The sequence below is a fragment of the Amycolatopsis sacchari genome (assembly GCF_900114035.1).
GTDB classification, from domain to species: domain Bacteria; phylum Actinomycetota; class Actinomycetes; order Mycobacteriales; family Pseudonocardiaceae; genus Amycolatopsis_E; species Amycolatopsis_E sacchari.
Map to the genome: position 1 here is coordinate 633,879 of NZ_FORP01000001.1, position 23,998 is coordinate 657,876.

Annotated in this window: 24 protein-coding genes; 13 read left to right on the forward strand and 11 right to left on the reverse strand. The window is 74.0% G+C overall.

Annotated elements, in window-relative coordinates; translation table 11 throughout:
• Positions 1 to 21 precede the first annotated feature (21 nt).
• Genes BMZ92_RS03030 through BMZ92_RS03040 form a run of 3 tightly spaced genes read left to right on the forward strand, consistent with a single transcriptional unit; the run spans position 22 to position 3,329 of the window.
• Positions 22 to 1,389 (forward strand): KamA family radical SAM protein, encoded by a 1,368-nt coding sequence (locus tag BMZ92_RS03030; protein ID WP_091504084.1) that lies wholly within the window; start codon positions 22 to 24, stop codon positions 1,387 to 1,389.
• A 24-nt stretch (positions 1,390 to 1,413) separates the two neighbouring features.
• A complete protein-coding gene (locus BMZ92_RS03035; protein WP_091504085.1) occupies positions 1,414 to 2,481 on the forward strand; it encodes an FAD-dependent oxidoreductase in 1,068 nt (355 codons plus the stop codon).
• A gap of 14 nt (positions 2,482 to 2,495) precedes the next feature.
• Positions 2,496 to 3,329, forward strand: coding sequence for a pentapeptide repeat-containing protein (locus tag BMZ92_RS03040; protein WP_091504086.1), 834 nt, complete (start codon positions 2,496 to 2,498; stop codon positions 3,327 to 3,329).
• Here the strand turns inward: BMZ92_RS03040 and polX are convergent.
• The 4 genes from polX to BMZ92_RS03060 are packed head-to-tail and all read right to left on the reverse strand — an operon-like array spanning position 3,265 to position 7,533.
• The gene (polX, locus tag BMZ92_RS03045) at positions 3,265 to 4,998 is read right to left on the reverse strand and encodes a DNA polymerase/3'-5' exonuclease PolX (RefSeq protein WP_091504087.1); all 1,734 of its coding nucleotides are present in this window, start codon (positions 4,996 to 4,998) and stop codon (positions 3,265 to 3,267) included. The genes BMZ92_RS03040 and polX overlap by 65 nt on opposite strands.
• A gap of 5 nt (positions 4,999 to 5,003) precedes the next feature.
• Positions 5,004 to 6,131 carry a glycosyltransferase gene (locus tag BMZ92_RS03050; protein WP_091504088.1) on the reverse strand — a complete coding sequence of 376 codons (1,128 nt, stop codon included), beginning with the start codon at positions 6,129 to 6,131 and terminating at the stop codon, positions 5,004 to 5,006.
• Positions 6,128 to 7,048 carry a DMT family transporter gene (locus BMZ92_RS03055; RefSeq protein ID WP_091504089.1) on the reverse strand — a complete coding sequence of 307 codons (921 nt, stop codon included), beginning with the start codon at positions 7,046 to 7,048 and terminating at the stop codon, positions 6,128 to 6,130. The genes BMZ92_RS03050 and BMZ92_RS03055 overlap by 4 nt, the downstream gene beginning before the upstream one ends.
• Before the next feature lie 53 nt (positions 7,049 to 7,101).
• On the reverse strand, positions 7,102 to 7,533 hold the full coding sequence (locus BMZ92_RS03060; protein WP_245782856.1) for a hypothetical protein: 432 nt from the start codon (positions 7,531 to 7,533) through the stop codon (positions 7,102 to 7,104).
• A 156-nt stretch (positions 7,534 to 7,689) separates the two neighbouring features.
• On the opposite strand from BMZ92_RS03060, the gene BMZ92_RS03065 reads away from it, so the two are divergent.
• Genes BMZ92_RS03065 through BMZ92_RS03080 form a run of 4 tightly spaced genes read left to right on the forward strand, consistent with a single transcriptional unit; the run spans position 7,690 to position 12,691 of the window.
• Positions 7,690 to 10,269 (forward strand): FtsX-like permease family protein, encoded by a 2,580-nt coding sequence (locus tag BMZ92_RS03065; RefSeq protein ID WP_091504090.1) that lies wholly within the window; start codon positions 7,690 to 7,692, stop codon positions 10,267 to 10,269.
• Positions 10,270 to 10,321: 52 nt separating this feature from the next.
• Positions 10,322 to 10,939: an ABC transporter ATP-binding protein gene (locus BMZ92_RS03070; protein ID WP_091504336.1), complete on the forward strand. Its 618-nt coding sequence runs from the start codon at positions 10,322 to 10,324 to the stop codon at positions 10,937 to 10,939.
• The gene (locus tag BMZ92_RS03075; protein WP_091504091.1) at positions 10,936 to 11,589 is read left to right on the forward strand and encodes an ABC transporter ATP-binding protein; all 654 of its coding nucleotides are present in this window, start codon (positions 10,936 to 10,938) and stop codon (positions 11,587 to 11,589) included. The genes BMZ92_RS03070 and BMZ92_RS03075 overlap by 4 nt, the downstream gene beginning before the upstream one ends.
• 22 nt (positions 11,590 to 11,611) lie before the next feature.
• Positions 11,612 to 12,691 (forward strand): GDSL-type esterase/lipase family protein, encoded by a 1,080-nt coding sequence (locus tag BMZ92_RS03080; RefSeq protein WP_091504337.1) that lies wholly within the window; start codon positions 11,612 to 11,614, stop codon positions 12,689 to 12,691.
• Here the strand turns inward: BMZ92_RS03080 and BMZ92_RS03085 are convergent.
• From BMZ92_RS03085 to BMZ92_RS03110, 6 genes are read right to left on the reverse strand one after another with little or no spacing between them, the layout of a single operon-like run.
• On the reverse strand, positions 12,688 to 13,113 hold the full coding sequence (locus BMZ92_RS03085) for a pyridoxamine 5'-phosphate oxidase family protein (protein WP_091504092.1): 426 nt from the start codon (positions 13,111 to 13,113) through the stop codon (positions 12,688 to 12,690). The two genes, BMZ92_RS03080 and BMZ92_RS03085, sit on opposite strands and share 4 nt — an antisense overlap.
• A 40-nt stretch (positions 13,114 to 13,153) precedes the next feature.
• The gene (locus tag BMZ92_RS03090) at positions 13,154 to 13,453 is read right to left on the reverse strand and encodes a hypothetical protein (protein ID WP_091504093.1); all 300 of its coding nucleotides are present in this window, start codon (positions 13,451 to 13,453) and stop codon (positions 13,154 to 13,156) included.
• Positions 13,440 to 13,673: a hypothetical protein gene (locus tag BMZ92_RS03095; RefSeq protein WP_091504094.1), complete on the reverse strand. Its 234-nt coding sequence runs from the start codon at positions 13,671 to 13,673 to the stop codon at positions 13,440 to 13,442. Before BMZ92_RS03095 ends, BMZ92_RS03090 begins: the two co-directional genes overlap by 14 nt.
• A 25-nt stretch (positions 13,674 to 13,698) precedes the next feature.
• Complete coding sequence (locus BMZ92_RS03100; RefSeq protein ID WP_091504095.1) at positions 13,699 to 14,166, reverse strand: Lrp/AsnC family transcriptional regulator; 468 nt, start codon at positions 14,164 to 14,166, stop codon at positions 13,699 to 13,701.
• Positions 14,163 to 15,308, reverse strand: a complete 1,146-nt coding sequence (locus BMZ92_RS03105; protein WP_091504096.1) for a M24 family metallopeptidase — start codon at positions 15,306 to 15,308, stop codon at positions 14,163 to 14,165. The genes BMZ92_RS03100 and BMZ92_RS03105 overlap by 4 nt, the downstream gene beginning before the upstream one ends.
• Positions 15,309 to 15,318: 10 nt before the next feature.
• Complete coding sequence (locus tag BMZ92_RS03110) at positions 15,319 to 16,026, reverse strand: TetR/AcrR family transcriptional regulator (RefSeq protein ID WP_091504097.1); 708 nt, start codon at positions 16,024 to 16,026, stop codon at positions 15,319 to 15,321.
• A 90-nt stretch (positions 16,027 to 16,116) separates the two neighbouring features.
• Here BMZ92_RS03110 and BMZ92_RS03115 point away from each other — a divergent pair, with 90 nt between their 5' ends.
• Genes BMZ92_RS03115 through BMZ92_RS03125 form a run of 3 tightly spaced genes read left to right on the forward strand, consistent with a single transcriptional unit; the run spans position 16,117 to position 19,823 of the window.
• On the forward strand, positions 16,117 to 17,112 hold the full coding sequence (locus BMZ92_RS03115; RefSeq protein ID WP_091504098.1) for an aldo/keto reductase: 996 nt from the start codon (positions 16,117 to 16,119) through the stop codon (positions 17,110 to 17,112).
• A 41-nt stretch (positions 17,113 to 17,153) separates the two neighbouring features.
• Positions 17,154 to 18,284, forward strand: a complete 1,131-nt coding sequence (locus BMZ92_RS03120) for a glycoside hydrolase family 3 N-terminal domain-containing protein (protein ID WP_091504099.1) — start codon at positions 17,154 to 17,156, stop codon at positions 18,282 to 18,284.
• A gap of 21 nt (positions 18,285 to 18,305) precedes the next feature.
• Positions 18,306 to 19,823, forward strand: a complete 1,518-nt coding sequence (locus tag BMZ92_RS03125) for a CHAD domain-containing protein (RefSeq protein WP_091504100.1) — start codon at positions 18,306 to 18,308, stop codon at positions 19,821 to 19,823.
• Here the strand turns inward: BMZ92_RS03125 and BMZ92_RS03130 are convergent.
• Positions 19,759 to 21,147, reverse strand: coding sequence for an MFS transporter (locus BMZ92_RS03130; protein WP_091504101.1), 1,389 nt, complete (start codon positions 21,145 to 21,147; stop codon positions 19,759 to 19,761). The two genes, BMZ92_RS03125 and BMZ92_RS03130, sit on opposite strands and share 65 nt — an antisense overlap.
• Positions 21,148 to 21,240: 93 nt before the next feature.
• Between BMZ92_RS03130 and BMZ92_RS03135 the strand changes: the two genes are divergently transcribed.
• The 3 genes from BMZ92_RS03135 to BMZ92_RS03145 all read left to right on the forward strand — a co-directional run bounded on the left by BMZ92_RS03135 (position 21,241) and on the right by BMZ92_RS03145 (position 23,996).
• On the forward strand, positions 21,241 to 22,188 hold the full coding sequence (locus BMZ92_RS03135; protein ID WP_177228509.1) for an Lrp/AsnC family transcriptional regulator: 948 nt from the start codon (positions 21,241 to 21,243) through the stop codon (positions 22,186 to 22,188).
• A gap of 31 nt (positions 22,189 to 22,219) precedes the next feature.
• Positions 22,220 to 22,819 (forward strand): hypothetical protein, encoded by a 600-nt coding sequence (locus tag BMZ92_RS03140; protein WP_091504103.1) that lies wholly within the window; start codon positions 22,220 to 22,222, stop codon positions 22,817 to 22,819.
• 298 nt (positions 22,820 to 23,117) lie between these two features.
• Positions 23,118 to 23,996, forward strand: a complete 879-nt coding sequence (locus tag BMZ92_RS03145; protein WP_177228510.1) for an SAM-dependent methyltransferase — start codon at positions 23,118 to 23,120, stop codon at positions 23,994 to 23,996.
• Positions 23,997 to 23,998 lie beyond the last annotated feature (2 nt).

Consider the following 23,998-nt stretch of genomic DNA (forward strand, 5'->3'; position numbering starts at 1 on the left):
ATCTGCCGACGAGGAGCACAGATGACTGCGATCCAGGATGCTGTCTCACCTGCCGACACCTACGGCCAGCCGTATGCCTACGAGCGCCGCGAGCTGAGCGAACCGGACTGGCGCCGGTTCCCCGGCTGGCGGGACGTCACCGAGGCGCAGTGGCGGGACGCGCAGTGGCAGCGGGTGCACTGCCTGCGCAACGTCCGGCAGCTGCGGGCGGTGCTGGGTGACCTGGTCGGCGAGGAGTTCTACGCCGATCTGGAGGCCGACCAGCGCGAGCTGGCGACGATGTCGATGCTGCTGCCGCCGCAGATGCTCAACACGATGGACGTCGGCTCCACGGAGGCGTTCTACGCCGACCCGGTCCGGCGCTACATGCTGCCGGTGCGCAGCGACCGCGACCCGGAGTGGCCGAGCCACCCGCACTCGGCCCGCGATTCCCTGCACGAGGCGGAGATGTGGGTCGTGGAGGGGCTGACGCACCGCTACCCCACCAAGGTGCTGGCCGAGCTGCTGTCCACCTGCCCGCAGTACTGCGGGCACTGCACGCGGATGGACCTCGTGGGCAACTCCACGGAGCAGGTCGCCAAGCACAAGCTCGCGCTCAAGCCCGTCGACCGGCAGGACGCGATGATCGGCTACCTGCGGCGCACGCCCGGCGTGCGGGACGTGGTGGTCTCCGGTGGCGACGTCGCGAACGTGCCGTGGCACCAGCTGGAGTCGTTCCTGATGCGACTGCTGGACATCGAGACGGTGCGGGACATCCGCCTGGCGACCAAGGCCCTGGCGGGCATGCCGCAGCACTGGCTGCAGCCGAAGGTCGTCGAGGGCCTCGCGCGCGTGGCGGGCACGGCGCACCGGCGGGGCGTGAACCTCGCGATCCACACGCACGTCAACCACGCGCAGTCAGTCACGCCGCTGGTCGCCGAGGCGGCGCGGACGGCGCTGGACGTCGGGGTGCGGGACGTGCGCAACCAGGGCGTGCTCATGCGGGGCGTGAACGACACCCCCGCCGCGTTGCTGGACCTGTGTTTCGCGTTGCAGGGTGAGGCGAACATCCTGCCGTACTACTTCTACCTGTGCGACATGATCCCCAACGCCGAGCACTGGCGGGTCGCCGTCTGGGAGGCGCAGGAGCTGCAGCACGCGATCATGGGCTACCTGCCCGGCTACGCGACGCCGCGCATCGTGTGCGACGTGCCCTACGTCGGCAAGCGGTGGGTGCACCAGCTCGCCGACTACGACCGCGAGCGCGGCATCTCCTACTGGACCAAGAACTACCGCACCGGCATCGAGCACGACGACCCGGAGGCCCTGGAGCGCTGCTACCCCTACTACGACCCGATCCAGACGCTGCCCGAGGCCGGGCAGCGGTGGTGGCGCGAGGGGCGGGGCTGAGGCACCGCCCTATCCTCGGCACCGATGGGACGGATCCTGATCATCGGTGGCGGTGTCGCGGGCGCCGCGGCGGCCCTCGCGGTGCGCAAGGCGGGGTGGGATCCCGTGGTGTACGAACGGCATCCGGACAACGCCGAGGACCTCGGCGCGTTCCTGACGCTGGCCGCCAACGGGCACGCCGCGCTCGACCAGCTCGACGCGGCGGAGGCGGTCGGCCGGGCCGGGTTCGCACTGCACACCCTGGAGTTCGCCGGGCGCACCAAGGCGCTGGAGCGCACGCGGTGCCTGCGGCGCGGCGAGCTGTGCCGGGTGCTGCAGGGCCAGGTCGTCCGCCGCGGGATCCCCGTGCACCACGGGCGGCGGCTGATCGACGCCACAGAGGACTCCTCGGGGGTGACCGCTCGCTTCGCCGATGGGGAGACCGTGCGCGGGGACCTGCTGCTCGGCGCGGACGGCTTGCACTCGACGGTGCGGGAGCTGCTCAACCCCGGCGTCGCACCGCGCTACGCGGGGCAGCGGGTGTTCTACGGCTACAGCAGGCTCGCCGAGCCGCCGGCCGAGCCGGGGCGGATCGTGATGGTGCGGGGCGGCGCGGCCTTCGGCTACGCCGTCTCCCCCGGCGGCGAGGTGTACTGGTTCGCCCGTGTGACAAGCGATCCGCTGCCGGAAGGCACTGTGCCGGACCCCGCGTGGCTGCTCGCCCTGCTGCGGCCGGACGGCACCGAGTGCGCGGGCATCGTCGAGGCCACCCAGGGTCCCCTGCTGGCCACGAACGCCCGTGACCTGGCGAACGTGCCGCGCTGGCGCGGCGAGCGGATCCTGCTGCTCGGCGACGCCGCGCACGCCGCCTCACCCGCGACCGGCCAGGGCGCCTCGATGGCGCTGGAGGACGCCGTGGTGCTCGGCAAAGCCTTGCGGGACACCGGTTTCCCGCTGGAGGCCTATGAGCGACTGCGGCGACCGCGGGTGGAGTACAACACCGCGGCGAGCGCGCGGATGAGCGCGGGGCTGCCCGTGGCGGGGACTCCGCCGGTGGACGAGGAGGAGCTGGCGCGGCAGCTGGACTGGGCCACCGCGCTGGCATCGTCGTGAGGGACAATGGCGGGATGTCCCTGGTCGCCGACTGTTCCTCCTGTTTCGGGCTGTGCTGCGTGGCGCTGCCCTTCGCCGCCTCCGCCGACTTCGCCCTCGACAAGGACGCGGGCACGCCGTGCCCGAACCTGAGGGAGGACTTCCGCTGCGGCATCCACGACCGGCTGCGGGACCGGGGCTTCACGGGCTGCACCGTGTTCGACTGCTTCGGCGCCGGGCAGCAGGTCTCGCAGGTCACCTTCGGCGGCCGGGACTGGCAGGACGACCCGGCGACCGCGCGGTCGATGTTCGCGGTCTTCCCGGTCATGCGGGGGCTGCACGAGCTGCTGTGGTACCTCACCGAGGCGCTCGCGCTGCCCGCCGCCGCGCCGCTGCACCCCGAACTGCGACAGGCGCTGGCCGACACCGAGCGCCTGACCCAGCTGCCGCCGGACGAGCTGGCCGCGGTCGACGTGCCCGCGGTCCGGCAGCAGGTCAACGAGCTCCTGGTGCGTGCCGCCGAGCGGGCGCGGGCGAGCGTGCCGGGCCGTCGCCGCAACCACCGGGGCGCCGACCTGATCGGCGCGAAGCTGCGGGGCGCCGACCTCCGTGGCGCGTCGCTGCGCGGTGCCCTGCTGATCGGCGCCGACCTGCGGAAGGCGGACCTGCGTTCGGCGGACGTGACGGGCGCGGACTTGCGCGGGGCCGACCTGCGGGGCGCGGACCTGACCGGCTGCCTGTTCCTGACGCAGGCGCAGCTGACCGCGGCCCGGGGTGACGCCTCGACGCGGTTGTCGGCGCCGCTCACGCCTCCCGCGCACTGGGCTTCTTCAGGAAGGCGCGCAGCCGCGTCAGCGGCCAGGTGTTGATCACCTCGTCGGGGGTGAGCCAGCCGCGTTGCGCGGTGCCCACCCCGTAGCGGATCTGCGCGAGGTTCCGCACGGAATGCGCGTCGCTGTCGATCGCGAACTTCACGCCGTACCGGCGGGCCCGCAGGATGTGCTCGTCGCGCGCGTCGAGCCGGTCGGCGAAGGAGTTGACCTCCAGCGCGGTCCCGGTGCGGGCGCAGGCGCGGAACACCTCGTCGAAGTCGGCGTCGATCGGCGGGCGGTGCCCGATCTGCCGCCCGGTGAGGTGCCCGAGGATGTGCACGTGCGGGTTCTCGCAGGCCCGCACGAGCCGGCGGGTGGTGTCGGCGCGGGACTGGGTGAACGCGGAGTGCACCGAGGCCACGCACACGTCGAACCCGGCGAGGAACTCCGGCGGCCAGTCCACGCCGCCGTCGGGGTCGATGTTGAGCTCGGTGCCGTGCAGCACCCGCATGCCGCGGTAGGCGCGGTCCAGCGCCCGCACCCGCTCGCGCTGCGCGAGCATCTTCTCGTCGGTCATGCGCTGCATGACGAGGTTGGGCGCGTGGTCGGTGACGGCGTAGTAGGCGTAGCCGCGGGCGGCGGCCGCCTCCAGCATCTCCTCCAGTGACGCGACACCGTCGGTGAGATCGGTGTGGGTGTGCAGGTCGCCCCGCAGGTCCTGCTCCCCCACCAGCTCCGGCAGTTCGCCCCGCAGCGCGGCGTCGACCTCGCCGCGGTCCTCCCGCAGCGGCGGCGGGATCCAGGGCAGGCCGAGCCGCGCGTAGACCTCCTCCTCGGTCTTGGACACGATCAGCTCGCCGGTCTCGGCGTCGAACAGCCCGTACTCCGAGAGCTTGAGCTTGGCGCGCACGGCCATCTCGCGGATGCGGACGTTGTGGGCCTGCGAGCCGGTGAAGTACTGCAGCGCCGCGCCCCACGAGTCGGGCGGCACCACGCGCAGGTCGATCTGGAAGCCCTTCGCGGTGCGGATCGAGGTCTTCTTGGGCCCGCTCGCGATGACCTCGGCGACCAGGTCCAGTTCGCGGAACGCGGCCATGATCGGCTCGGGGTCGTCCGACGCGACGAGGATGTCCAGATCTCCCACGGTTTCCCGGAACCGCCGCAGGGAACCGGCGTAGGTGCAGCGGACGCAGCCGGGCAGCGCGGACAGCCGCGCGACGACGTGCTCGGCCAGCTCGGTGGCGACGTCGAGGAGCATCCGCCCGCCGGAGGCCCGCAGCAGCTCCACGCCGTGCAGGATGTTCTCCTCGGTCTTGGGGCCGAAGCCCTTGAGGTCACGCAGCCGCTCGGACTGGATCGCGTCGACCAGCTCGTCAACTGAGGAGATGCCCAGGTCGTGGTAGAGCACCGCGGCCTTCTTCGGGCCCAGCGTGGGGATCTCGGTCAGCGCGCGCACACCCGCCGGGATGCGGGCCCTGACCTCCTCGATCGCGGCGACGCGGCCCGAGGTGAGGTATTCGGCGATCTTCTCGGCGATGGACTTGCCCACCCCGGGGATCGCCCGCAGCTCCGTCACGCCGAGCCCGGCGATGTCGTCGCGGTGTCCCGCGATGGCGCGGGCGGCCTTTTCGTAGGCGCGTTGCTTGAACGCCTCCCCGCCGGTGAGCGCCAGCAGGTCGGCGTACTCGCGCAGCAGCGCCTCGACCTCGTCGTTGGCCCTGGCCATGCCCGTCAGCGTAGTTCGCGCGCGGGGTGCACACCGGTCAGCGCGAGCAGCCCGTCTTCGAGGGTGCCGGTGCTGTCGCAGTGCCGCGTCGCGGCCTCCGCCATCGCCTTCCAGCGCTGCGGTTCGGTGATGAGGGTCCGCACGGCGTCACCGAGTTCGGCGTCGGTTTCGCACACGATGGCCAGCCCCGCGTCGGCCATCAGCTCGGCGTTGGCGCGGCCGTGCGCGGCGATCGGGCGGTGCATGAGCACCGGGCGCCCGCACGCGAGGGCTTCCAGCCCGGTCGCGCCACCGGCGTTGGTGACCACGACGTCGGAGGCGATGGTGTACGCGGGCATCTCGTCGGTCCAGCCGAGCACACGCAGCCGGGGATCGGCCTCGGCCAGCGGCGCCAGCCGCCGCTGCAGCGCGGTGTTGCGCCCGCACACCACGACCGGCACCACCTCCGGGTGCGCGGCCAGCAGCGCGCGGGCCGCGTCCTCGACGTCACCGAATCCGAGCGAGCCGCAGGAAACCAGCGCGACGAACGCCCCGGGCGGCAGCCCCAGCCGTTCCCGGGCGGTGTCGCGGTCACCGGGGCGGAACGTGGCGCGCACCGGGGGTGCGGAAACCTCCACAGTGGACTCCGGTACGCACGCCAGCGCGGGCGGTACGGCCTGCTCGTGCATCACGAACGTCAGGTCCAGCGAGCCGTAGACCCAGAACGGGTGCGGGGCGAAGTCGGAGATCCAGGCACCCGTCGGCATGGGCAGCCGGTCGTGGCGGCGCAGCCACTCCAGGCCGGCCGAGCCCAGCGGGTACGTCGAGAGCACCAGATCGGGTGCGTAGTCCTCCACGCGGCCCGCCAGGCGCCTGCCGCACCACGCGCCCACGAACCGCTTGGACGCGGTGGCGAACCACCGGTGCCGCCACAGCGAGCGGTAGAAGTACTCGTACAGCCACGGGGTGCGCTGCACGTTGGACACGTAGATCCAGCGGAACAGCGGCCCCACCCCGCTGCCCATGACGTCGAGCGTGTCCAGCCAGGCCACGTCCGCGTCCGGCCACAGCCGGTGCACGGCGTCCTCCAGCGCCCGGCCGGTCGCGTTGTGGCCTTCCCCCATGGCGGCCGAGACGACCAGCACCCTGTTCATGCGGTCCCTTCCGGAGCGTCTTGCGGAGCGTCGGACTGCGCGGCGGCGAGGTGCTCGGCCCGGCTGGCCAGCATCGCGATGCCCACGAGGATGACGATGCCTGCCAGGCCCTGCCCGGCCAGCGCGGCGGGATCGGCGTTCGCGGTCTCCCCCAGCCACCACACGCCGATGGCGACCCCGACGAGCGGGTCGAGCGCCGTGATCACCGCCAGCGCCGGGGTGAGGAACCGGCCCTGCTGGAACGTGTTCTGGCTGAGCAGGAAGCCCAGCGGGCCGACCACGCACACCAGGTACAGCGCCCAGTTGCGGAACGGCTCGTCCAGCCCCGCTCGCGCCTGGCCCGCCACGACCTTCATCAGGCCCGCGGTCACGCCGTAGAGGACCCCGGTGGCCACGGCGAGGCCGAGCACCCGCACGGAGTGGTGGGTCAGCAGCGACACGCCGAGCGCGACGACCGTCAGCGTGCCCAGCGCGATCGCCAGCGGCAGCGGGTGCGAGGACGGCGAGAAGCCCTGGGAGTCCCCGCTGGGGCGGGCGACGAGCAGGAACGCGGCGAGCCCGGCGATGCACACCAGCGCCCCGCCGACCATCACGCGGTCCAGCGGCCGGCGTTCCAGGCGGGCGGAGAACACGCCCGCGAACATCAGGGAGGTGATCAGCAGGGGCTGCACGACCAGCAGGGGTGCGAAGGCGAGCGCGACCAGCTGCAGCGCCAGCCCGAGGCCGGTGGCGACCATGCCGATGAGCCACAGCGGCCGGTGGGCCAGCCCCCGCAGCAGTCCGGGGTCGAGGATCCGGCCGACCTCGACCTCCTTCGTCGCCCGCGCCTGCGCCGCGCTGGCCAGGCCCATGCTCGCCGCGCCGACGACGGCAGCGGGCACCGCCAGCAGCAGTGAGGTGCCGTCAGCCGACACCATGCCCCCTCCACAAGGACTGGCAGAGTCGTTGCGCTGCCGACCTTACCGGGATTTCAGCCGCGGGAAACCCGGGAAACGCAGGCGAGCAGCTGCCGGCCGCGGGCCAGGCAGTCGGCGCAGATCACGGCGTCGCCGGGGACGCACCGCATCCGCGGCAGCGGGCGGCGCCGCCACGGCAGGGCACGGCGGGAGTCGCGGTCGCAGAACTCGCAGGGCACACCGGGCGCGGTGACCAGGCGGGCGAGGTTCAGCTCACCGAGGAACCGCTCCTGCCCGTCCTGGCAGAGCAGGCTCCCCACCTCCAGGCAGTCGGGGCACACGGGGCCGCGCGGGCCGGGGGCGCGGTGCAGCCCCTCGGCGCCGGGCCTGCCGCAGAACCGGCAGGGCGCCGTGCGGCCGTTGACCAGGTACTCCGTGCTCTCGGCGCGCTCCCCGGGCTCAACGGTTTCGGTGACCCGGGTGAGGTCGATGGTTTCGGCAGTCATGCCCCGCGTGTCCTTCCCCGATGCTCGCCCTGCACTCCCTACCGGGGTGTTCCACCGCCACCGCCAGGCAAAACACCCCTGCTCTCCGGTCACGCTCCGCAACGATTCGGCGGGTTTTCCCCGACCGGAAACACTTCCGGGGTAGCGTTTCGCGTCATGCGAGAACCGAGGGGGGTCTCCCTGCCGTGGTCGCGCGCACCTCGCGCGGCGTTGTCGAGCAAGCTCACCCTCGTCGTGGCCGCGGTGACCGCCCTGCTGTCGTGCTTCCTGGCGACCTCGGCGGTGCTGATCGGCTCGGCGGCGGGCGGGGCGGCACTGGACTACCAGGCCGCCACGGCGTGTCCCGACGCCTACGGCCCGGTGTTCTCCCGGGCCGGGCTGCGGGCCGACCAGGCCCCGGCGGTGCTCGACGCGGTGCGGCGGCAGGCCGCGGCCCACGGTTTCCCGCAGCCGGTCGCCTCGATGTACAGCGGCGTGCTCTTCCCCGTGGACTTCGGTCCCGCGGCGGCCCGCAAGGTCGTGCTCGGCTACCGCGACGGCGGGCTCGACCAGGTGCGGCGGCTGCAGGACGGCGGCCGCCCGGGGCTGTGGGTCGGCGACGACCTGACGCGGTTCAGCCCGGTGCGGCCCGGTGACCCGGTGGACGTCCGGGGCGTGGCCCTGCCCGCGGTCGCCGGGGTGTACCACGCGCTGTCGGTGCCGCCGCCGCGCTGGTGGTGCTCGCAGCAGAACAACGCCACGGTCTACCTCTACGCCAACGACCCGCTGAACACGATCGTGTTCGCCAGCGACGAGGCCACCTTCCGGCAGACGGCCGGCACGCTGGGGCTGCCCACGCTCGCGAACTTCTACGTGTCCTTCTACCTCGACCCGCCGCGCACCCCGGCACAGGCACGGGAGTACCTCGACCGCTCGCGCGCGCTGATCGCCGCCGTGGACGCGGATCTGCGGCAGCAGGGTCTGACCGACCCGGTGGCGATGCAGACGCCGTTCGCGCGGTCCGTGGAGATCGCCGAGCAGGCGCAGTCCAACGTGCTGGTGTCGATCCTGCCGCTGGCCGCGATCAGCGTGCTGGTCGGCTGCGGCGGGGTCGCGACGGTGGCGTTGCAGTGGTACCAGCGGCGCCGCCCGCAGGTGCGGCTGCTCGCGGCCCGTGGCGCGAGCCCGCCCGCGCTGGGTGGGCTCGCCGTGGCCGAGCTGGGCCTGCCCGTGGTGCTCGGCGGGATCGCGGGCATCGTGCTCGCCCGGTTCGGGCTGCCGCTCTACGCCCCGCCCGGCACGATCGCCGTCGGCTGGCAGGCCGCGGCGTTCGGGATCGCGCTGGGGGTGCTGCTGGTGGCGCTGGTCCTGCTCGGCGCGGTGGTCGCGCTGCGGGCGCACCGCGAGTTCCAGGTGGGTACCCGGCCGGGACGCGGGCTGAGCAGGCGCGTGCTGGCGCTGCTGCCGTGGGAGCTGGTCACCGCGGGCCTGGCGGTGCTGGGCTGGAGCCGGCTCGCCGACTACGGCGCGTCCTCGCGGCTGGGCACCCCGCTGCCGCAGATCAACCCGCTGGCGCTGACGTACCCGGTGTTCGTGGTGCTCACCGCCGGGCTCGTCGCCGCCCGCGTCGTGTGGCTGCTGCTGCGGGCCTCACACCGCGTGCGCTGGTGGTCCAAACCGCCGCTGCAGCTGGCGATCCGCCGCCTCGCCGGTGCCCGCGCGCCCGTGACGGGCGTGCTCGTGATCGGGGTGCTCGCCATCGGCACGCTCGCCGCGGGCAGCGGCATCGCGCAGGGCCAGCGCGCCGCGCTCGACACCAAGTCCGGCATCCTCGTCGGCGCCACGAGCCGGGTGGACACCGAAACCAAGGTGGGGCTGGGCCAGACGCCGCTGCCGGAGGCGGTGCGCGACACGAGCACGGTCACCGGGCGCACGAGCGGCACCGGCAGCGTCGTGCTCGTCGTCGACCCCGCCACCTTCGCCGGTGCCGCCTACCTCGGGCCGCTGCGCGAGCGCATCACCGAGCTGTTGCCGCGGCTGAACCAGCCCGCCGGCGGTGGCCTGCCCGCACTGCGGATCGGGCACGCCCCGACGGCCCTGCCCGGGCTGCCGCCCGCGGTGCCCATCGCCGACCTGCCGTGGTTCCCGTTGCTGGGCAACAATCCCGGCTATGTCGTGTCCCGTACGGCGCTGACCCCCGCGCAGCTGGCCGCGATCCCCCAGTGGACCGTGCTGTCGCGGACGCCGCTGGACCAGCTCTCCGCCGCGCTGTCGGCCGCCGACCTGGTGCAGGTCAACCGGACCAGCCAGGAGGGGGCGCTGGACGCGCTGCCGTTCTACGTCGTGGAGTGGACCTTCTCGTTCGTCACCGTGCTGGGCGGCGTCCTCGGCGTGGTCGCGGTGCTGGCGCTGCTGGTGGCCGTCGAGGTGCGGCGGCGGCAGAACGCGCTGGCGGGCGCGCTCGTGCTGCGCATGGGCATGCGGGTGCGGACGTTGTTCGGCAGCCACCTGATCGAACTCGGCCTGCTCGCGGGACTCGCCGCGGTCGCGGGTGTCGCGTGTGGACTCGCGGTGGCCGGGCTGGCGGTGCCGCGGTTCGACCCGGTGCGCTGGCTGGCGCCCCGGTCCGCACTGCCCGACCAGACCCTGTTCGTGCTCGCCGTGGCCGGGGCCGGACTGGCCGTCGTGCTGCTGGCGGGCTGGCTCGCGGTGCGCAGCGTCCGCACCGCCAGGACCGCGGAGCTGCTGCGTGGCTGACAGCGTTTTCCAGTTGGACCGGATCGGCGTGGACTACCCGACCCCGGCCGGGATGGTGACCGGCCTGCACGAGGTGACCCTGGACGTGCCCCGCGCGGGCATCACGGTGTTCGCGGGCCCGTCGGGCTCGGGCAAGTCGACGCTGCTGCGCGTGCTGGGCCTGTTCGAACGGCCCGCCCGCGGCGTGCTGCGCTTCGACGGCGTCGACACCGGGCCGCTGCGGCATTCCGCGCGGCGCGCGCTGCGGCGGGAGCAGCTGGGCCTGGTGTTCCAGAACCCCGTGGAGAACCTGCTGGACTACCTCAGCGTCGGCGACAACCTGCGTGCGGCGGCGCAGTCGGCGCGCCGCACGTGCGAGCCGGAGGAGATCCTGGCGCAGCTGGGGCTGGGCGGCACCGGGGACTGGCCCATCTCGGCGCTGTCGGGCGGGCAGCAGCAGCGGCTGGCGTTCGGCTGCGCGCTCGCCCGCGGCTCCTCGGTGATCCTCGCCGACGAACCGACCTCGCAGCTGGACGAGGCGTCCGCCGACCTCGTGCTGGACACCCTGCGCTACCTCGCCGAGCGGGAGTTCGCGGTGCTCGTCGCCTCGCACGACGACCGGCTCGTCGCCCTGGGCGACCGGGTGGCGCGGCTGCGGGACGGACGACTGGAAGGGATCGAGCGGCGATGACCACCCCCGTGTTGCACGCACTCGGACTGCGCCGCCGCTTCCGCCACCCCAGCGGCGACGTCGAAGTCCTGCGAGGCCTGGAACTCTCGGTCGACGCCGGGGAACTCGTGACCGTCTCCGGGCGCTCCGGCTCCGGCAAGAGCGCGCTGCTGGCACTGCTCGGCGGGTTCGACGAGCCCGACGCCGGGCGCGTCCTGCTGGCGGGCGAACCCATCGACGGCGCCCCGCCGTGGCACACCTGCGCCGTGCTGCCGCAGGCGCTCGGGCTCGCGCAGGAACTCACCGTCGCCGAGAACGTCGCGCTGCCGCTGCGGTTGCGCCCCAGCGGTGACGACGTCGAGCGGCGGGTCGGCGAGCTGCTGGACCTCCTCGGCGTGGCGCACCTGGCCGACCGCTACCCCGGGGAGGTGTCCTTCGGGCAGCAGCAGCGGGTCGCGCTGGCCCGCGCGGTCTCCGGACGGCCGAAGGTGCTGCTGACCGACGAGCCCACCGCGCACCTCGACGCGGCGAGCACCCCCGCGGTGCTGGGGCTGCTGCGCCGGTGCGCGGCCGAGGGCGCGGCGGTCATCGTCGCCACCCACGACGACGCGGTGCACGCCATCGCCGACCGGCGGGTGCGGCTGGCCGACGGCGTCCTCTCCACGGTGTGATCACTCCGTAGACTGCCGGGTGATGCGACGGTATCGGTGGTGGATCGGCGGGGGCGTTCTGCTGTTCGTGGTGGTGCTCGCCGGGATCTTCGTGTTTTCCGGGCCGGGCACGCCACCGGGGCCGGTCAAGCGCCCCGGGCCGCCCGGCACCGGTCCGCTGACCATCGTCTCGCTCGGCGACAGCACCCTGTCCGGGGAGGGTGCGGGCGACTACACCCCCGACACCAACGGCACGAACGGCGACTGGTGCCACCGCTCCCCCCACGCCGCCGTGTTCCAGACCGACGTGCCCGGCATCGTGGAGAAGCGCAACCTCGCCTGCTCCGGCGCGCCCGCCGCGCAGGTCGCGCTCGGGGACGTCAAGCAGTGGACCGAACCGTCGCAGGCCGGGCAGCTGGCGAACCTCGTGCGTGACCACCGGGTGGCGGTCGTGGTGGTCGCCGTCGGCGCCAACGACGACCCGCACTTCTCGGCGTTGATCTCGCAGTGCTTCCAGGCGTGGTTCCTCTCCGGCAACGGCCCGTGCAGCACCTCGATCAGGGCGGACTGGCAGCGGCGCATCGACGCCATGGTGCCCAAGGTCGTCTCGGCGCTGGCGGACGTCAAGACCGTGCTCGCGCGCGCCGGGTACCAGCCGGAGGACTACCAGCTGGTGCTGCAGTCCTACGCCGCGCCGATCGGCCCGGACATCCCGCCGGACCTGCAGAACCTCAACGGCTGCCCGTTCCGCACCGAGGACCTGCGGTGGGTGCGGGACGAAGGCGTGCTCACCCTGTCCGCCGGGCTCGCCAAGGCCGCGACGCAGGCCGGCGCGCGCTTCCTGGACCTCTCGCGGGCGGGCCGCGGGCACGAGGCGTGCAGCGGCGGGGCCGACCCGGGCAAGGAATGGTTCAGCAGGCTCACGCTCCGGCTCAACGACCTCACCGACGCCGACCGCGCCGGCCACGCGCTGCAGGAGTCCTTCCACCCCAACGCGAACGGCCACGCCGAGATCGGCCGCTGCCTCACGGAGTTCCTCGCGACCGCGTTGCCCTCGGCGGCGTGCCTGGCCGGCAGCGACGGCGATCTGCACGCCGCCGCCACCGTGCCCGCCGCCGGCTAGAACGACCCGAGGTCCGCCGACAGCCAGTGCTCCGGCCGCATCGAGATGATCACCGATTCGCCGAGCTCGGTGCGTTCGTACTCGACGAAGGCGTCCACCTTGTCCGGCGGCAGGTAGCGGGCGGCCATCTCGCGCGACCGTTCCAGCGAGCCGGGCTCGATGCCGGTGACGGGCCCTTCGACCGACACGTACCGCACGGTCGGCTCGACCCGCTCCACCATGATGCTGAACCGGCCGGCGGCGCGGATCGCCCGCGTCTTCCGGGAATCCGGGCCGGTGGAGATCCACAGCTCGCCGCCCGGCGTGTACTGGTACCAGATGGGGACGGTCAGCGGCGCCCGGTCGGGCTGCCACGCCACCGCCAGCGCGCCCACGTGGGGCTCGGCCAGGAATCGCTCTCGTTCTTCCACAGACAACGCCATGCCGCGACGCTACCGCTTCCCACCGACAGTTCCGGCGGGTTCACAGGTCGAGCGCCGCGCGCAGCGCCGCGTCGATCTCGTCCTGCACGGCGGGCTCGATCTCGGCGACCCGCTCGGTGAGCCAGCCCCGGTACAGCCGGGTGAGGAACAGGGTCGAGACCCAGAACCGCGAGTCCAGCGCGACGCCGAGGATGTCCTGCGGGTCCTGTTCGAGCAGTTCGGTGCCCAGCAGCCACGGGCGTTCGGACTCGTTGACGCCGTCGGAGGACAGGATCAGCACGGTGCGCTCGCGCGCGGGCTGCGTCGGCGGACGGTACGTCCAGACCTCACCCCTCCGCACGCAGCTCCTTCTCCGCGGCGGCGACCTCGGCCTCGTCGGTGACCGCGAGACCCTCGGCCTCCGCGGACGGGCGGGCCGCCCGGTACCCGGTGCGCACCGCCTCGCGGCGCGCCGCCTTCGACAGCCACGACGACAACGACACCCCGTGCGCCTTCGCGGCGCGCTCCGCGTACTCGACCGCGGACGCGTCCAGCGACAGGGTCACCTTCCGAGTTGCCATACCTTTTATCGTACCGCTGCTACGGCTACGGCGACAGCATCGGCGTCCGGCCCTCGAACGGCGTGGAGAGCACGACCGTCGTGCGGGTGGACACCTTCGCCGCCTCGCGGATGCGCCGCAGCAGGTCTTCCAGCGCCCGGGGCGAGGCGACCCGCACCAGCAGGATGTAGGACTCGTCCCCGGCGACCGAGTAGCAGGACTCGATCTCGGTGATGTGCTCCAGCCGCTGCGGGTAGTCGTCCGGGGCGGCGGGGTCGTTCGGGGTGAGCGAGATCAGCGCGGTCAGCGGCAGCCCGATCAGCTCGCCGTCCAGCTGCGCGGCGTACCCGCGGATCACGCCACGCTGTTCCAGCCGCCGCACCCGCTGGTGCACGGCCGACACCGACAGCCCCACCCGCTCGGCGAGATCGGTGAAGCTGCACCGGCCGTCGACGGCCAGCTCCCGCGCGATCGCCTGGTCCAGGGGCTCCAGCGGCCCGGGGGTGGCGCTCATGCGCCGAGCACGACGAGTTCGTGCGGCTGGTTGTTCAGCGACTCGACACCGCCCTCGGTGACCACGACGATGTCCTCGATCCGCGCACCCCAGCGCCCCGGCTGGTAGATGCCCGGTTCGACGCTGAACGCCATGCCCGGCTCCAGCGGCAGCGTGTTCCCGCCGACGATGTAGGGCTCCTCGTGCACGTCCAGCCCGATGCCGTGGCCGGTGCGGTGGATGAAGAACTCGCCGTACCCGGCGTCGGTGATCACCGAGCGGGCCGCGGCGTCGACGTCCTGCGCGGTGACGCCCGGCCGGACGGCCTCGACCGCCGCCCGCTGCGCGCGCTGCAGCACCGCGTACGTCTCCGCCACGTCCGCGTCACGCGGCTCGCCGACGGCGTAGGTGCGGGTGGAGTCGGAGTTGTAGCCCTCGGGCAGCGGGCCGCCGATGTCGACCACCACGACGTCCCCGCGTTCGATGACGCGGTCGGACACGTCGTGGTGCGGGCTGGCGCCGTTGGGGCCGGAGCCGACGATCACGAAGTCCGCGAGCGCGTGCCCCTCCTCGACGATCGCGGCGGCGATGTCGGCGCCCACCTCGGCTTCCGTGCGGCCGGGCCGCAGCCACTCGCCGACGCGGGCGTGCACCCGGTCGATCGCCGCACCCGCGCGGCGCAGGGCGTCGATCTCGGCGGCGTCCTTGCGCATCCGCAGCTCGCGGACGACCGGCCCGGCGAGGGTCTGCTCCGCGTCGCCCAGCGCATCGCGGAACGCGAGCACGTGCAGCGCCAAGGTGTTGTCGCTGACGGCGACGCGGCCCGGCTTGCCGAGGCGGTCGGCGATCATCCGGTACGGGTCCTCCCCGTCCACCCACGTCACGACCTCGACACCCAGGTCCTCGGCGGGGACGTGGGCGTAGCCGGGGGCTTCGAGCTTGGGCACCACGAGCGCGGGGACGCCGTCACCCGCGGGCAGGACGAGCGCGGTCAGCCGTTCGAAGGAGCCGCCGGCCTCACCGAGGAGGTAGCGCAGGTCCGAGCCGGGCGCGATGAGCAGGGCGTCGGTCTCGGCGGCGTCGGCGGCCTGGCGCGCGCGGTCCAGGCGGGCACGCAGGATCGTCGGGTCCAGTGGCGGGCTCTGCGGAGATCGGCGCGACATGGGGCAGACATTACCGCCGGAGTGCGGCGGTGTCGGCGAGCCGGGTCAGCCATTCGGTCAGCAGCGCGTGCTCGGCCGGGCTGAGGCTTTCCGGTGGCTGCGCGCGGAGGGTTTCGACGAGCGCGCTGGCCAGTGCCGGGGTGCCGCCGGGCGCGGAGGGTGCGGCGTCGGTGGTGATCGTGCGCAGCACCATCTCGCGGGTCACCTCGGACAGCTGCGGGTCCCGCTGCTCGGGCGGGGTGGTGTTGAGGGTGAACACCACGCCCATGCCGGCGGAGTGCACCAGCCGCGCGGCGCGCTCGACGCTCATCGCCAGGCGCCCGGCCTCGGCGACGCGGCCCACCATGTGCCGCAGGATCGCCTCCGCCTCCCGCGCGGCGGGCGAGAGCCGGTTGCGGCTGTACATGAGCTCGTAGAACGCGGGCCGGGCCACGCCGAACTCGACGTGGAGGTCCCAGCCGCGGCGGAGGTCGGCCACCGGGTCGTCGGTGTGCCCCATCGCGTTCTTGTCGGCGAGGTAGGACTCGAAGCCGTAGCTCGCGACGGCGTCGAGCAGGCCCTCCTTGTCCCCGAACAGGCGGTACAGCGTCGGGGCCTGGACCCCGGCCGCCGCGCTTACCGCGCGCGTGGACAGGGCATCCCTGCCGTCGGTGGCCAGCAGGTCGGCGGCCACCCGCAGGATGCGGTCGCGTGTGGAGGGTGCTTCGGTCGAACTCATGTTGGCAATGATAACAGCATCACAGTAGCCGCGTTACGTTACCGGTGATATGGTTGCAGTGTTAGCAACGGAAACACCTCTGGAGTTGTCATGGACATCCGCGAACTCGGCCGGCACGGTCCCGCCGTCTCCGCACTGGGCCTCGGCCTGGTGGGCATGTCGGACCTCTACGGCCCCGCCGACGAGGCCGAGTCGGTCGCCACCATCCACGCCGCGCTCGAGGCCGGGGTCACCCTGTTCGACACCGGTGACTTCTACGGCATGGGCCACAACGAGCTGCTGCTGCGCGACGCCCTGCGCGGCCGCAACCGCGACAACGCCGTCATCAGCGTGAAGTTCGGGGCGCTGCGGGACCCCGACGGCGGCTGGGCGGGCTACGACGGGCGGCCGGCGGCGGTGAAGAACTTCGCCGCCTACAGCCTGCGCCGCCTGGGCACCGACCACATCGACATCTACCGGCCCTCCCGCGTCGACCCCGCCGTGCCGATCGAGGAGACCGTCGGCGCGATCGCCGAGCTGGTCAAGGCCGGGCACGTCCGCCACATCGGGCTGTCCGAGGTCAACGCCGAGACCCTGCGGCGCGCGGCCGCCGTGCACCCGATCTCCGACCTGCAGATCGAGTACTCCCTGCTCTCGCGCGGTATCGAGGACGAGATCCTGCCCACGGCCCGCGAGCTGGGCATCGGGATCACCGCCTACGGCGTGCTGTCCCGCGGTCTGCTGTCCGGCCGGTGGCAGGCCGACCGGGCGCTGGGCGCCGGTGACTTCCGCGGCATCAGCCCGCGCTTCCAGGCCGGTAACCTCGAACGCAACCTGCGGCTCGTGGAGGCGCTGCGGGCGGTCGCCGAGCGCACGGGCGCCACCGTCGCGCAGCTGGCCATCGCGTGGGTCGCCGCGCAGGGCGAGGACATCGTCCCGCTCGTCGGCGCGCGCACCCGGGAGCGGCTGGCCGAGTCGCTGGGGGCGACCGGGTTCCCGCTGACCGCCGACGACCTCGCGGAGATCGAGCGGGCCGTGCCCGCCGGGGCCGCCGCGGGTGACCGGTACGCGGCGCCGATGATGGCCGAGCTCGACAGCGAGCGGTGACCTAGACTCGCCGGGGTGCCCGCACCCGATCACAGGAGACCATGAAGTCCCGTATCCTCACCACCGTCCTGGCCGTCACGCTGCTCGCCGGGTGCGCGGGTGAAGCGCCGCCCCCGGCCGCCGTCCCACCAGCCCCGCAAGCGAAGCCCTCGGCTCCGCCGGTCACGAGCACCACGCCGGCGGCGTGTGCGGAGGTCGTGGCGCAGCTGTCCGACCGGCAGCGGCTGGCGCAGCTGCTGGTCGTGGGTGTGGACCCCGGCGATCCGGCGGCGGCGGTGCGGCTCGTGCGTGACGAGCAGGTCGGCGGGGTGTTCGTCGGCGGCAACCCCACCGCCCTGCTGCGCGACGGCGCGCTCGACCGGGTCCAGCAGGCCGCGCGGTTCGGCGTGTCGGTCGCGGTGGACGAGGAGGGCGGCCGCGTCCAGCGCATCGACCAGCTCGACGGGTCCATCCCCAGTGCCCGGCAGATGGCGCGCACGATGAGCGTCGCGCAGGTGCGGGCGCTGGGCGGGGAACGCGGGCGCCAGCTGCGGGCCCGGGGCGTGACGGTGGACTACGCCCCGAGCCTGGACGTCAGCTCGCAGCCCGACGACGGCCCGATCGGCGACCGCTCCTACAGCGCCGACCCGGCGGTGGTGCGCGACTACGGGATCGCGTTCGCGGAGGGCCTGCGTGACGCCGGGGTGACCCCGGTGTTCAAGCACTTCCTCGGGCACGGCCACGCGCAGGGCGACTCGCACAGCGGCGGCGTCACCACCCCGCCGCTGGCGGAGCTGCGTGCGGCGGACCTGAGGCCCTACGAGGCGGTCGCCGGCTTCGCGGGCGGCGCGGTCATGGTCGGGCACCTCACCGTGCCCGGCCTGACCGACGGGCAGCCGGCCTCCCTGTCCCCCGCGGCGTACCGGCTGCTGCGCACCGACTACCACTTCACCGGCCCGGTGCTCACCGACGACCTCGGCGCGATGAAGGCGATCACCAGCACCTACCGGCTGCCCGACGCGGTGCTGCACGCCCTGCTCGCGGGAGCCGACCAGGCGCTGTGGTCCTCGGGCGGCGACGTGGGCCCCGTGCTCGACCGGCTGCAGCAGGCGCTGGCGTCGGGTGAGCTGCCGGCCGCGCGGGTGACCGACGCGCTGTCCCGGGTCCTGCGCGCGAAGCACTCGTGCGGGTGAAGATCACCCTTATACTGCCTTGTGCCGTACGTCGTGACACTGGGCTGGCGGGGCCGCCCCACCCGCGGTGAACCCGCGGAACTGCTGAAGGCGCTCGCCCCGCTGTCCCCGCGTTTCCAGCCGCGGCTCGGCGCGCGCCGCGTCCACACCGCGTCCTATCTGGACACCGCGGACTGGCGGTTGCGGCGGGGCGGCCTCGAACTCACCCACGAAGGCGCGTCCGGGCCGGGGTCGCTCGTGCTCGCGCCGCACTCGGTCAAGCTCACCGAACCGCCCGTGTGGCCCGCGCGGATCGAGGCGCTGCCCGGCGGCGAGCTGCGTGACGCGATCGCCACGGCGGTGGGCGTGCGGGCGCTCGCGCCGAAGATCCGCAGCCGCACCGTGGTCCGGGAGATCGTGCTGTGCGACGGCGAAGGCGAGGAGGCCGCCCGCCTGAGGTGGGCCGAGGCCGGGACCCTGCACCCGGTCCGGAAGCCGCCGCTGGTGCGGGTCACGGTGCTGGCCGCGCCGGGCCGTCGCCGCGACGTCAAGTGGGTGGCGCGCACGCTCCTGTCCGGTGAGGACTTCGAGCCCGCCGACGCCGTCGGCTACGACCAGCTGCTCGACGCGTGCGGCCTGCCGGGCGAGACCGGGCGGTACGCCATCACCCCGGGAATGCCCGCCGACGCCGCGGTCGCGACCGCGCTGCTCGGGTTCGCCGAGGCGATCACCAGCAACGTCGAGGGCACCGTCGACGACGTCGACCCGGAGTTCCTGCACGACCTGCGGGTCGCGGTGCGGCGCACCCGGTCCCTGCTCAAGGTCGCCGGCGACGTCCTGCCCGGCAACCTCGCCGCCCGCTTCGCGCCCCGGTTCGCCGAGCTGGGCGAGCTCACCACCCCCACCCGCGACCTCGACGTCTACCTCCTGGAGTTCGACGCGCTCGCGGACAGCCTGGTCGCGGGTGCCCCCGAGGACCTCGCCCCGTTCGCCGAACACCTGCGGCGCCGCCGCGACGCCGAGCGCAAGATCCTGGTGCGCGGGCTGCGCGCGCAGCGCTTCGCCCGCCTGATGGAGTCGTGGCGGGCCGCGTTGTCCGGGGTGGTCGCCGAGCCGGACCGGCACTCCACAGTGGACGATCTCACGGCGGAACGCTTGCGGCGCATCACGAAACGCGTGATCCGCCGCGCGGCCGCGATCACTCCCGAGTCTCCTGCCGAGGACGTGCACGCGCTGCGCAAGCGCGCGAAGGAGCTGCGGTACGCGCTGGAGGTGTTCCAGCCGGTGCGGCCCGCGGACCGCGGCGCGCTCAAAGAGCTGAAACGGCTGCAGGACGTGCTCGGCGCGTTCCAGGACGGCGAGGTGCAGAGCACGAAACTGCGCGCCTACGCCCAGGAGCTGCTCGACGCCGGCCTCGCGAGTGCGCCGACGCTGCTGGCGATGGGTGAGCTGCTGGGCGGGTTCGCCCGGCGGGAGCGTGCCGCCCGCGCCGAGCTCACCGGGGCGCTGGCACGGTTTCTCGCGCAGACGCGGCCCGTCGCGTCAGCATCGGGTAGGTGAGCGCGAACACCGCCACCAGCAGCCCGGCCGCCACGCCGAGCGCGAGCCGCGTGCCGCCCGCGGGCGTGCCGGCGTGGAAGAAGGCCGCCCCCAGCATCGCCACGCCGACCGTCGCGCCCAGCTGCTGCACGGCGTTGAGCAGCCCGGACGCCGAGCCGGTCTCGTGGGGTTCGACCCTCGACAGGGCGTTGCCGAAGAACGGCACCGTGAACACGCCCAGCCCGGTCCCCGCGACCAGCAGCGGCACGGCGAGGTACCAGGCGACCTGCGGGCCGGGCGCCCGCAGCAGCACCGCCATCGCCGTGGCGCCGAGCAGGACGACCACGACCCCGGCGCGCATCACGCGCGCCCCGAAGCGGGGCACCAGCAGCAGCCCGGTGGCCAGGGAGCCGAGCCCGAGCCCGGCCGACCAGGGCAGCATCGACAGCCCGGCCTGGAAGGCGCTCGCCCCGCCGGACTGCAGGACCACCACGAGCACGAACATCAGCCCGTTCATCACGGCGAAGAACAGCAGGGACCCGGCCAGCGACGCGGGGAACACGCGGCCGCGGAACAGCCCGGGTTCCACCAGGGGGTGTGGACGACGGCGCTGGTGCGCGGCGAACGCGGCCAGCAGCAGGACCCCGCTGGCCAGGCACGCCCAGGTCCACCACGGCCAGCCCCCGTCGTTGCCCTGCACCAGCGGGTAGACCAGGAGCCCGGTCGCCACCGCCGCCAGCGCCGTGCCGGTGCCGTCCAGGCGCGGCGGGCGCGGGGAGCGGTCCTCCCGCAGCAGCGGCGCCGCGAGCAGCACCCCCACGCCGAGCGGCACGTTGATCAGGAACACCGCGCGCCAGCTCGCCGCGTCGGTCACCGCGCCGCCGGTGAGGGGCCCGCACACGGCGGCCAGCGCCATCACCGGGCCGATCGTGCCCAGCGCCTTGGCCAGTTCCCCGCCGGTGAACATCGCCTTGATCAGCCCGAACGTCTGCGGCACCAGCAGTGCCGCCCCCGCCCCCTGCAGGACCCGCGCGGCGAGCAGCACGCCGATGCCGGGCGCGAGGGCGCACGCGATCGAGCACAGGACGAACACCGCGAGCCCGGTGACGAACACGCGGCGGCGCCCGAACCGGTCGCCGAAGCGGCCGCCGGTGATCAGGAGGACGGCGAAGGGCAGCGTGTACCCGGCGGTGAGCCACTGCAGCTCGCCCGGGCCCGCGCCGAGGTCGTCGCGGATCACCGGGGCGGCGACCTGGACGACGGTCGTGTCCAGCAGGTTCATGGCTTCGGCGACGAGGAGCGCGGTCAGCGCACCCCAGCGTCGCGGGTGGAGGACGTCGGTCATGACCGCGACGCTAGGCAGCAGCCCGTCTTGCCCTCCAGTGATCGCGGCACTTCTGACGGTTTCCTCCACGCAAGCCCGGATAGGATGCGGAACATGCCACTCGACGAGCTCGACCGGGCCCTCGTGCACGCGCTGCACCTCGACGGGCGGGCGCCGTTAGCGCTCATCGCCGACGTGCTGGGCACCTCGCAGCAGACCGTCGCCCGCCGCTACCGGCGGCTGCGCGAGGAGCACGGGCTGCGGGTCATCGCCCGCCCGGCCCCGCGTCGGATCGGCCAGGTCGAGTGGTTCGTGCGGCTGCGGGCCACGCCCGACGCGGCGCTCAAGGTCGCGCACGCCCTCGCCGCCCGTGACGACACCTCCTGGGTGCAGCTGACCTCGGGCGGCACCGAGATCGTGTGCGTGACGCGGGCCGCCGGGGCACAGGCGCCGGACGCGTTGCTGCTGCGGCAGCTGCCCCGCACGCCCCGCGTGGTCGCGGTGTCGGCGCACTGCCTGCTGCGCACCTTCGTCGGCGGGCCCGTGGGCTGGCCCGGCCGCGCGACGACGCTCACCGAGGAGCAGGTCCGCCGTCTGACCCCGGAACCGGCCGCCACGGCCGGCGGGCTCGTGGACGTCAGCGGGGACGCTGCGCTGCTCGCGGCACTGGCCCGCGACGGCCGCGCCACCTATGCCGAGCTCGCCGCCGGCACCGGGCAGCCGGAACCGGCCGTGCGGCGGCGGGTCCAGCAGCTGCGGCGGGACGGCGTGCTCTACCTCGACGTGGACCTCGACGCCGCCGCGCTCGGGTTCGCCGCCCAGGCGCTGCTGTGGTTGTCGGTGCGCCAGCCCCGGCTGGCCGCCGTGGCGGAGGCGCTCGCCGGGCAGCGGGAGGTCGCGCTCGTCGCCGCGACCACCGGGCCGACCAACCTGCTCGCGAGCGTGCTGTGTCCCGACGTCGACGCGCTCTACACCTACCTGGCGGAGACGATCGCCGCGATCGACGGCGTGGGCCACGTCGAAACGGCGCCCGTCATCCGGACCCTGAAACGCGCCGCGTGACTACCGTGGAGCGCAACAGGAGGGGGACGCGATGACGGACGGGACACGCCGGTCGCTGCACGGGGTGGCGGAGTTGCTGCTCGCGGGGCCGCAGTACCGGGCCACGGGGAAGATCCGGCTGCGCATCACCCCGGGCGGGTTCGGCACGGTGCTGGAGCCCGACCTGCGGGTGGCGGGCACCGAGCTGGTGGTGGGTGAGCGCCGGATCTCCTTGCCAGGGCGGACTTTCGCGGAGGTGGCCGCGGAGGCGGGGATCGAGGCCGGTGCGCCCGAGGGCGTGTACGCCGACGGTTCCGGGGTGGCGCCGGGGGAAACCATCGATCTGGACCCCGCGACCACCGGGGAAATCCTCGCGGCCTACGCCGCCGGTGATGCCGCGTTGCGCGCGTTCGCGCCGGGCGTGGAGCTGGTGTTGTGGCCGGAGCACTTCGACGTCGCCGTCACCGTCGACGAGATCAACTACGGCGTCTCCCCCGGTGACGGCTACCTCGGCGAGCCCTACGCCTACGTCGGCCCGCACCGGCCGCGGCGGGGTCCGTTCTGGACCGCCCCGTTCGGCGCCGCCCGGCCGCTGCGCGAGCTGCCCGACATCGCGGGCTTCTTCGCCGCGGGCCGGGCGGCCGCGGCATGAGCTGTGCGACTGGGGCGGTCCGGCGGTACCGGGCCGCCCCAGCCTGGAGCAATCGAGCGAACGCTGGCCCCGACCGGACGTCGCGACTGCTCCCCTGCGAGCGGCTCGGTCCCCGAACGACCGCCACCCGCCCCCGTCGTGCCGGGGCCCCGAGCACCGGCACGCCATCCAGTGTGCGGCGAACGGTCCAGTGTGGATACGGCCGTAAGTCCCAACGTGGTGGGGACCGGGGTCCATCCCCTTCGCTATCGTCTTCCGGCACCAGCAGGCCAGCGCGAGACCGAGGAGCGTGGCAGGAGTGACCGCACCGGAGGGGGTGCGCGCCACCGCGTTGCTCACCACCTACGCGCGGGCGCAGGAGTCCGCGCGCCAGGACCGGCTGTTCGACGACCCGTGGGCGCGCTTGTTCGTGGCCGAGGCGACCGCGTTCACCGGGGCCGGGCTGCCCCGGATCGGGATGGCCCGTGACGACGGGATTTCGCCGCTGTGGCGGGCCTTCAGCTCCTACTTCGCCGTGCGCACCCCGTTCTACGACGAGCGGGTCCGGCGGGCGGTGGCGGCCGGGGTGCGACAGGTGGTCCTGCTCGGCGCGAGCATGGACACGCGCGCCTACCGGCTCGGGCTGCCGGGCGACACGACGGTGTTCGAGCTGGACGGCGCGTCGGTGCTGGACTTCAAGAACGGTGTGCTCATCCGGCACGGCGCCGAGCCGACGTGCCGGCGCGTGCCGGTGCCGGTGGAGCTGCGGGAGGACTGGGCGGCACCGTTGCGTGAGGCCGGGTTCCGGCCTGGCGAGCCGGTGCTGTGGCTGGCCGAGGGGGTGCTGATGTACTTCACGGCGGAGGAGAGCGACCGGCTGGTCGCCACGGTCACGGGCCTGTCGGGCGCCGGGGCGCGGCTGCTGACCGAGTACCCCGCGCGGCAGGTGGACGAGGAGACGATGACCCGGCGGGCCACCGACGAGGCCGAGCGGATCTCCGCGATGATGATGGCCGCGCTCGTGCGCTCGGGGCCGGACGCCGGGCCTGAGGAGTGGTTGCGCCGCTTCGGGTGGGCGGCCGAGGTGACCGACATCGCCGCGGAACTGCGGCGGCACGGCCGCGAGGTGCCGGACGTGTTCGCCGACTCCGCCGACCGCGTGCCCGTGTGGCTGATCGAGGCCGTACTCAGGGGATGACG

Bases quoted from the DNA above. Each gene is read 5' to 3' on its own strand.
- BMZ92_RS03065 (WP_091504090.1), top strand. From the start codon at position 7,690: ATGCGAGAACCGAGGGGGGTCTCCCTGCCGTGGTCGCGCGCACCTCGC.
- BMZ92_RS03140 (WP_091504103.1), top strand. From the start codon at position 22,220: ATGACGGACGGGACACGCCGGTCGCTGCACGGGGTGGCGGAGTTGCTG.
- BMZ92_RS03075 (WP_091504091.1), top strand. From the start codon at position 10,936: ATGACCACCCCCGTGTTGCACGCACTCGGACTGCGCCGCCGCTTCCGC.
- BMZ92_RS03115 (WP_091504098.1), top strand. From the start codon at position 16,117: ATGGACATCCGCGAACTCGGCCGGCACGGTCCCGCCGTCTCCGCACTG.
- BMZ92_RS03105 (WP_091504096.1), bottom strand. From the start codon at position 15,308: ATGTCGCGCCGATCTCCGCAGAGCCCGCCACTGGACCCGACGATCCTG.
- BMZ92_RS03080 (WP_091504337.1), top strand. From the start codon at position 11,612: ATGCGACGGTATCGGTGGTGGATCGGCGGGGGCGTTCTGCTGTTCGTG.
- BMZ92_RS03050 (WP_091504088.1), bottom strand. From the start codon at position 6,131: ATGAACAGGGTGCTGGTCGTCTCGGCCGCCATGGGGGAAGGCCACAAC.
- BMZ92_RS03130 (WP_091504101.1), bottom strand. From the start codon at position 21,147: ATGACCGACGTCCTCCACCCGCGACGCTGGGGTGCGCTGACCGCGCTC.
- BMZ92_RS03035 (WP_091504085.1), top strand. From the start codon at position 1,414: ATGGGACGGATCCTGATCATCGGTGGCGGTGTCGCGGGCGCCGCGGCG.
- BMZ92_RS03070 (WP_091504336.1), top strand. From the start codon at position 10,322: ATGGTGACCGGCCTGCACGAGGTGACCCTGGACGTGCCCCGCGCGGGC.
- BMZ92_RS03095 (WP_091504094.1), bottom strand. From the start codon at position 13,673: ATGGCAACTCGGAAGGTGACCCTGTCGCTGGACGCGTCCGCGGTCGAG.
- BMZ92_RS03085 (WP_091504092.1), bottom strand. From the start codon at position 13,113: ATGGCGTTGTCTGTGGAAGAACGAGAGCGATTCCTGGCCGAGCCCCAC.
- BMZ92_RS03040 (WP_091504086.1), top strand. From the start codon at position 2,496: ATGTCCCTGGTCGCCGACTGTTCCTCCTGTTTCGGGCTGTGCTGCGTG.
- polX (WP_091504087.1), bottom strand. From the start codon at position 4,998: ATGGCCAGGGCCAACGACGAGGTCGAGGCGCTGCTGCGCGAGTACGCC.
- BMZ92_RS03060 (WP_245782856.1), bottom strand. From the start codon at position 7,533: ATGACTGCCGAAACCATCGACCTCACCCGGGTCACCGAAACCGTTGAG.
- BMZ92_RS03135 (WP_177228509.1), top strand. From the start codon at position 21,241: ATGCCACTCGACGAGCTCGACCGGGCCCTCGTGCACGCGCTGCACCTC.
- BMZ92_RS03100 (WP_091504095.1), bottom strand. From the start codon at position 14,166: ATGAGCGCCACCCCCGGGCCGCTGGAGCCCCTGGACCAGGCGATCGCG.
- BMZ92_RS03030 (WP_091504084.1), top strand. From the start codon at position 22: ATGACTGCGATCCAGGATGCTGTCTCACCTGCCGACACCTACGGCCAG.
- BMZ92_RS03055 (WP_091504089.1), bottom strand. From the start codon at position 7,048: ATGGTGTCGGCTGACGGCACCTCACTGCTGCTGGCGGTGCCCGCTGCC.
- BMZ92_RS03120 (WP_091504099.1), top strand. From the start codon at position 17,154: ATGAAGTCCCGTATCCTCACCACCGTCCTGGCCGTCACGCTGCTCGCC.
- BMZ92_RS03110 (WP_091504097.1), bottom strand. From the start codon at position 16,026: ATGAGTTCGACCGAAGCACCCTCCACACGCGACCGCATCCTGCGGGTG.